Source organism: Thermosipho sp. (in: thermotogales), from assembly GCF_020054775.1.
GTDB classification, from domain to species: Bacteria; Thermotogota; Thermotogae; order Thermotogales; family Fervidobacteriaceae; genus Thermosipho; species Thermosipho africanus.
The window spans coordinates 23,410-31,156 of the sequence record NZ_JAIHAP010000016.1 but is presented as its reverse complement, the minus strand read 5'-3'; the positions used below and the strand labels follow the sequence as shown (position 1 = coordinate 31,156).

At 28.4% G+C, this 7,747-nt stretch carries 7 protein-coding genes; all 7 read left to right on the top strand.

From position 1 onward, the window contains the following. Positions 1 to 508 (top strand): glycosyltransferase family protein (locus JG780_RS04495; RefSeq protein ID WP_463274140.1); only part of this gene is annotated, 508 nt, incomplete at its 5' end. 262 nt (positions 509 to 770) lie between these two features. Beyond that, a complete protein-coding gene (locus JG780_RS04490) occupies positions 771 to 2,921 on the top strand; it encodes a GumC family protein (protein ID WP_287569347.1) in 2,151 nt (716 codons plus the stop codon). 5 nt (positions 2,922 to 2,926) lie between these two features. Then, a complete protein-coding gene (locus tag JG780_RS04485; protein WP_287569346.1) occupies positions 2,927 to 3,547 on the top strand; it encodes a CpsB/CapC family capsule biosynthesis tyrosine phosphatase in 621 nt (206 codons plus the stop codon). A 108-nt stretch (positions 3,548 to 3,655) separates the two neighbouring features. Then, positions 3,656 to 4,882, top strand: a complete 1,227-nt coding sequence (locus JG780_RS04480) for a M48 family metallopeptidase (RefSeq protein ID WP_287569345.1) — start codon at positions 3,656 to 3,658, stop codon at positions 4,880 to 4,882. A 47-nt stretch (positions 4,883 to 4,929) separates the two neighbouring features. Continuing rightward, a complete protein-coding gene (locus JG780_RS04475; protein ID WP_287569344.1) occupies positions 4,930 to 5,988 on the top strand; it encodes an AAA family ATPase in 1,059 nt (352 codons plus the stop codon). A gap of 17 nt (positions 5,989 to 6,005) precedes the next feature. Next, on the top strand, positions 6,006 to 6,794 hold the full coding sequence (locus tag JG780_RS04470; RefSeq protein WP_287569343.1) for a DHH family phosphoesterase: 789 nt from the start codon (positions 6,006 to 6,008) through the stop codon (positions 6,792 to 6,794). Between the two features lie 121 nt (positions 6,795 to 6,915). Then, complete coding sequence (locus JG780_RS04465) at positions 6,916 to 7,731, top strand: PHP domain-containing protein (protein WP_287569342.1); 816 nt, start codon at positions 6,916 to 6,918, stop codon at positions 7,729 to 7,731. Positions 7,732 to 7,747: the final 16 nt, after the last annotated feature.

The window sequence follows — 7,747 nt, the reverse complement described above, 5'->3', positions numbered from 1 at the left end:
TGCATATGGGATATACAAAAAAGAAATTTTTGAAAAAGTAGGATTATTTGCGCCACAATTAAAAAGAAACCAAGATATTGAAATGAATTTAAGGATAAAAAGAGCTGGTATGAGAATATTACTAGTTCCAGAAGCAAAGGCATATTACTTTGCTCGTTCGACCTTTAAAGACTTATTTAAAAACAACTTTCTTAATGGCCTTTGGGTTATATTATCTACCAGATATTCTAAAAACAGTTTTTCAATAAGGCATGTTGTCCCTTTGATATTTGTCTTGTTTTTAATTATTGGAACTATTTTCTCAATATTTTCAACAAAAATAAAATTTACATTTATTCTTATTCTTTCTATATACCTAATTCTTTCCATATTCTTTTCATTAAAGATAGCTCTTGAGGAAAAAAATATAAAATTATTTATCCCAACATTATTATCTTTTTGGATTTTACATATTTCATATGGCCTCGGGTCATTGTGTGGAATTTTAAAAACATTAATAAAGATTTAAAAAAACAAATAAATATGAGAACTAGTCATGGAATTTTTAAATTATTTTACATGTTATATTAGAATGTTTATTAAAAATAACTTTTAAATTTTAATAGTTTTTATTGCTCAGTGTTTAGTATGAAAAGAGAACTTTTAATTATAGTATATTATAGTACTCTAAAAAAATATATAAAGAACAATCATTTCTAAAATTAATATTGTATTTATTGAACCAATATGATATAATAAAATTAGCTATACTTTTAGAATGGGGGAGTTAGATGGACCAAGAAGTATATCAAGACGAACTTACATTAGAAGATATTTTTCATATTTTTAGAAAACGATTTTGGGTATTTTTTGTTACATTCATTTTAACTGTTGCTTTTGTAGTAATATATCTTATATATGCTACACCAATATATGAAGCAAGCGCAACTTTAAAAATTGAACCACAATCACAAGGTTCAATAACCGATCTATTTTCTTCTCAAATCACATCATCAAGGCCTGATATTTCAACTGAAGTTGAATTAATTAAAAGCCGTTCAAATATCGAAACTGTTGTTGATGAACTTAATTTGGTGTCTTATTTTAAGAATACTAATCCAGAAATTACAAAAAATGATGTAATAAGTATAGTTAGTAAAATGATTTCTATATCTCCTGTAAAAGATACAAAAATAGTTAAAATATCAGTTCAAAGTCCTGATCCAATTCTTGCAACCAGTATTGCAAATAAACTTGCACAAGTTTACAATGAACTTTTAAAAAGCCTTTCAAAAAATGAGTATACTGTTAAGAGACAATTTATCGAAAGTCAAATTCCAAAATTAGAAAGCGAATTAAAAGAAGCTGAAGATAATTTAAGAAAGTTTAAAGAAGAAAATAATGTTTTTGTTCTTGACGAAGAAGCAAAAAACATTTTATCATTAATGCTTAATTATGATAGCCAAATAAATTCATATTTGCTTCAAAAACAAGAAAACAAAGCAACTATAGAAGCACTTAATGAAATGTTAAAAAAGGTTGATGAAAAAATAGTTTCTTCTGAAACTATTACAACAAATCCAATAGTTAATCAATTAAAATCACAGCTAGTTGAATATAGAATAGAACTTGCGGGATTATCCAACACCTATTCTGAAAACGACCCAAAGATAGTAGAACTAAAGCAAAAAATAAGTGAAACAGAAAAGATTTTAAAAGATGAAGTTGCCAAAATAGTAACTTCTCAAGTTCAAAGTATAAACCCAGCATATCAAGAGCTTTATACACAGTTAATTGAATCACAATATAAAGCTGAAGTATATGATTCTATTATTGAATCTCTTAAAATACTGAGAGATACCTATCAGAAAAAAATGTCTAAACTTCCACTACTTGAACAAAAATTACTTGAACTTGAAAGGGATATAAAAGTTAAAGAAAGCTTATATACTCTTTTGCTTGAAAAACTTGAAGAAACAAAAATTGCAGAAGCAGGAGTTATTGGAACGGCAAATATTATTGATAAAGCTATTGTACCAGAAAAGCCTGTAAAACCCAATAAGAAGCTAACTCTTGCAATTGGTGGAGTTTTAGGTATATTCCTTGGAATATTACTTGTCTTTGTTGTAGAATATGCTGATAAAAGTATAAAAGATGAAGAAGAGGTAAAAAGGATTGCAAGAGGTTCAGTAATTTTAGGAAGAGTACCGAGATTTGAACTAAAAAAAGGACAAGATAAACCTGAATTAATTGTATTAAATTCTCCTACTTCTCCTCAGGCAGAATCTATTAAGCTAGTTGCAACAAATATCAATTATTCAATTACACCTGAACCTAAAGTAATTGAAATTACAAGTCCAGATCCTTCTGAAGGTAAAACATTAACCGCAGCAAACCTTGCTATTTCATATGCTCAAAATGGTATCAAAACCCTATTATTAGATTTGGATATGAGAAAGCCAAGAGTAGAAAAAGTACTTGGACTTGAACGTTTTAATATTGGAATTGTAAACCACATTCTCAAAGATGTACCAGTAGAGAGAATTATACAAAATTATATGGAAAATTTAGATGTTATTCCTGTTGGTCCTATACCACCAAACCCTTCTTCTTTATTAACTTCAAAAAAGTTTGTGGATTTGTTTAATAAATTAAAAGAACAATATGAGAAAATAATTATTGACCTTCCACCAGTTCTTGCAGCAGCTGATGCTCTAATTATTTCAAAATACACTGATGGATTGGTACTTGTTGTAAGAGCTGGAGGAACTCTCAAGCATTCTTTGAAAATAGCGCTTGAAAATATTAAAACTTCAAGTGCTAATCTTCTTGGGTTAGTTATTAATGATATTAATGAGAAATCTTCGAATTACTACTACTACTACTATTACTATTATGAAGATGGTGAAAAAAAGAAAAGAAGAAGGAAAAACAGAAGGTGAAAACCATGTTAGATGTTCATACGCATATATTGCCAGGTGTGGATGATGGAATTGAATCAGAAGAAGAAGCGTTATCAGTAATACAAGAATATAAAAATAACGGAGTAGAAAAAATTGTTTTTACTCCTCATTTGAATCATCCAACCGTAAAGACAGATATTGAAAAAATATATAATACGTATGAAAGATTGAAACCAAAGTTTGAAGAAATAGGTGTAAAAACGTATTTAGGAAGCGAGATTTATCTTACACCTAAAGTTGATAAGTTAATTCCTATTAATGAAAGATTCTTACTTTTGGAGCTACCAACAGAATCATACCCGATTTATTTACTTGATAAAATATTTGAATTGCAACTAGAAGGATACGATATTATTCTTGCTCATGTTGAAAGATATAGGTGGCTAAATGATAATGAACCAGTAATTGATAGGTTGAAAACAATGAATGTATATTTTCAGATGAATTTTGAATCAATTAAAAATGATAACTATTATTTAAAAAATTCTTTAGTGGAATTTCTTGCAACTGATTATCATAGAAATAGAAATAATTTAGATTTTTCACTTTTTGAAAAATATAGAGAAATAATAGAGAAAGAGTTAGAAATTTTAAAGTTAAAATAAAAGGCCGTTTAAATGCGGCCTTTTTTATTGCATTTTCATATTTTAATATACTTTTAGTTGTATTTTGATATAATTAATTATAAATATAGAAAAATTGAGGTGATTGAGATGTTTTATTATTTTTTCTTATTTGTTGTAATATTTGAAGCAATATGGGAATTAATTTTAACTATTTGGAACTTGAAGTATTCAACAAATCCAAAAGCTTCTATTCCTGAAGTTTTGAAAGATAAGTTTTCAGAGGAAGATTTTAAAAGGTCAAAGGATTATTTAAAAGATACTACAAAAATAAAAATTACTTCAATAGTTGTTAATTTAGCTATTACCCTAATTTTTATTTTCTGGGGATTTCCATATTTTGAAAAAGTTGCTTTGAAAATTACAAACTCGCTAATTTTACAAGGTTTAATCTTTTTTGGGATTTATTGGTTAATTAATATATTAGTTAAAATCCCAATTGATTTATATTCTAACTTTGTAGTTGAAGAAAAATATGGTTTTAACACCATGACGTTAAAAACATATATTGCCGACACTATAAAACATATGATAATTAACGTTGTTTTATTTGCGCCGCTATTATCAATTCTTTTGTGGATTTTAGTTATAGATAACAACTGGTGGTGGAAGGTTTCAATTGTTTTTGTAGGCTTTCAATTATTTATCTCATGGATTTATCCTCTCTTTTTAGCTCCACTTTTTAACAAATTTACGCCATTAGAAGATGAAGAGCTAAAAAGTAAAATTATGAAGCTTATAAAAGAAGCTTCTATAAATATAAAGGAAATATACATAATGGATGCATCTCGCAGAACAAGAAAACAAAATGCATATCTAACTGGATTTGGAAAATCAAGAAGGCTTGTTTTATATGACACCATATTAAACTACCCAGAAGAAGAAATTCTAGCAATTGTAGGTCATGAATTAGGTCATCATGTAAAAAAACACATTCCAAAATTAATTGTTATAATTTCTGCTTTTTATACAGCCCTTTTTTATTTAGTAAACCTTGTGTATACTCTTTTACTTAACTATAAGGTTTTTAATATATCAAAGCCATATTCAGCCTTTACATATGCCTTTATTTTTATTTCATCTCTTGTCTTTTTTGTTATGCCCCTTATTAACTTTATTCAAAGAAAATTTGAATATGAAGCTGACGAATTTTCATCCAAATTACTGGAAAGCCCTGAATATATGATTTCAAGTCTTAAAAGAATAATTAAAGAAAATCTTTCAAACTTGAATCCACTTCCGTTGTATAAAGCGTGGCATTATAGCCATCCATCGCCTGAAGAAAGAATAAAGAAACTTTCAGAGTTAAAGGGTTAGGATTTAACCTCTTAAATTGCGAGCTTGTTTTTTACGAGGTGAAATAGATGAAAAATCCTTTTTTGTTTGGAGTTGTAGTTAAAGAGCATGATTTTTGCGATAGGGAAGAAGAGATAAATGAAATTATTTCAGATTTAAATAGTGGAATAAATATAACCCTTATATCTCCTAGAAGGTATGGAAAAACTTCGCTACTTTTAAATTTATTTGATAGACTAGATTTTGATACCTTCTATGTTGACCTTATGGGCGTTACCACAGCACGCGACTTTTTAGATATATTTTTAAAAGCATTTGTTGAAAAACTTGGTGGAGTTAGAAAGATAACTAGCATCTGGAAAAAGTTTTTTCCAAATGTAGAAGATTTACAGATAAACTTGGGACCATTTGGGTTTAATATGAAAATAAAGCCTACAATTAGAAACATTGAAGAAATATTATCACTACCAGAAAAGGTAGGAAGAAAGGTTATTGTCGCATTTGATGAATTTCAAGAGATAGTAAATATAAAAGAAGTTGACCTTTTATCTTTATTAAGGAAAAAAGCGCAAATGTTTGAAAATACAACCTTTATATTTGCTGGTAGTAGAAGGCACGTTATGACAGATATTTTTACAAACGTTGAAAAACCATTTTACAGGTTTTCAAAGATATATAATCTAGGGTCTTTAAATAAGGATGAAGCAATAAGTTTTGTGTTATATAAATTTAATTCTACTAACATAAAGATTGAAAGAAAAGTAATTGAGAAAATGTATGAGGTATGTGAAGGCCATCCTTTTTATATTCAATACATTTCCCATACACTCTGGAATATTTGTAATACAAAACAAAACTGCAATGAAGATGATTTAGAAAATGCTATAGAGCAGGTTTTAATAACTGAAAGGCCGATGTTTGAAACGTTGTGGGACTCTCTTACCCCAAATCAAAAGCAGGTTTTAAAAAATGTTGCAAATAACATTTCTCCATATGAAATAGATTTAAGTGCTGGAAGTGTAAAAGCAGCACTTGATAAGTTGCGAAAACTCGATGTTATTGAAAAGGAAAATAGAAGGTATAAGATGGTAGACCCTTTGTTTTCAATCTGGCTTAAAAATTTGTAGATTTTTTGGAGGAAGAAATGGATTTTAAAGATTTATTAGATTTTTCAAAAGATAAAAAGATACTTCATACAACACATACAAAATCTGATTGTGATGGTATTTCTTCCATTTATTGGGGTATAAATGTTTTTGGAGGAGATTACTACATCCCTGAATTTGAGCTTAGAACAGCTAGTGGCCTTATTAAATTTTTAAACCTCAAAACTGGTGGAAATGTAGATTTTAAAAGGTACGATTTGATTTTTATCTATGATACTGAAAGGTATGAAAATGTAGATTTTCTCCCTCAAAATATCCCATACGTTATTTTCGATCATCACCCTGCACGTGATACTGAATTTTTAAACAATGCAATTTATAAATTTAACAGGAAAGCAAGTGCAAATGTTATAAACCTTTACGATATTTCGATTGAAAATAATATTACTTTATCAGATGAAGTATTATTTTCATTTGCAGTAGCTTTGTATACAGACACAGCGATGTTTAGAACTGCAAGGGGCGCTGAATTTGAATATTTATCTAAGTTTTTAAAAAATAGAAAGTTTGAAGAAATCCTTGAAACTATCTATTTTGAAAAAATAGATAAAGAAAGTTTAATAGACCAGATTTCAAAAACGCAATTTTTTGAAATAAATTCTTTATCTGTTGCAGTTTGTAGGTTAAATAGCCAGGACGAATACTATGCATATATTGACTCACTTTTTGACGTTCTTTCGTTAGATGTATTTATAGGCATACTTCCTGAAGGAATAAAGGGCATGTCAAAAAAAGGCATGTTCAAAAGGTATATCACAGAATTTTAGTTCAACTTCAAAAAGGAATGAATATAAAAAGAGACCATGGGGTGTGGTTAAACTTTTTTGACTACAACCTTATTCTTGAAGCTTTAAAAAAATATGAAAGTTAAATCTAAGGAGGAAGAATATGAAGGTAGATTTCCACGTTCATTCTACAGCATCAGATGGAACATACGCGCCAGATGAATTAATAGAAATGGCAAAAAATGAAAATATAGAAGTTATTTCCATTACAGACCATGATACAATCGATGGTATTAAAACGCTAAAAGTTAAGGAAATTAAGTTTATTCCAGGCCTTGAAATAAGTGCTGAGTTTCCAAGCACGCTACATATACTTGGATATGGTTTTGATGTTAATGATGAGAATTTGAATAAGGCACTTGACATGCTAAAAAAATATAGACTTGAAAGAAATAAAATAATTTTAGAGAAAATTCAAAGGCATGGGTTTAATATAACGATGGAAGAATTAATTGAAGAAGCAAAAGGAAAGCATATTGGAAGGCCTCATTTTGCTTCTTTACTTGTAAAAAAAGGGTATGTTGAAAGTTTGAAAGAGGCATTTGAAAAATATCTTAAAAAAGGAGCCCTTTTCTATGAAAACAAAAAAAGACTTAATATGGATGAATCAATTGAATTAATTTCAAATGCAGGTGGAATTGCTGTAATGGCACATCCATATCAAACAAATCTTGAAGGAGAGGAACTAGAAAAGCTTGTAAAAAAACTTGTTTCATACGGACTTAAAGGAATTGAAGTGTATTATTCCAAACATACGCCTCAAATGATTGAAGAATATGAAAGGCTAGCTGAAAAATACAATCTTGTAAAAACTGCTGGTTCTGATTTTCATAGAAAAAATACGCCTGATATAAAACTTGGAATGGAAGTTGAAAAAGAAAAAATTGAAAGGTTTTTAGAGGCGTTAAATTTAGAATAAAAAATAAGTGCCTGAT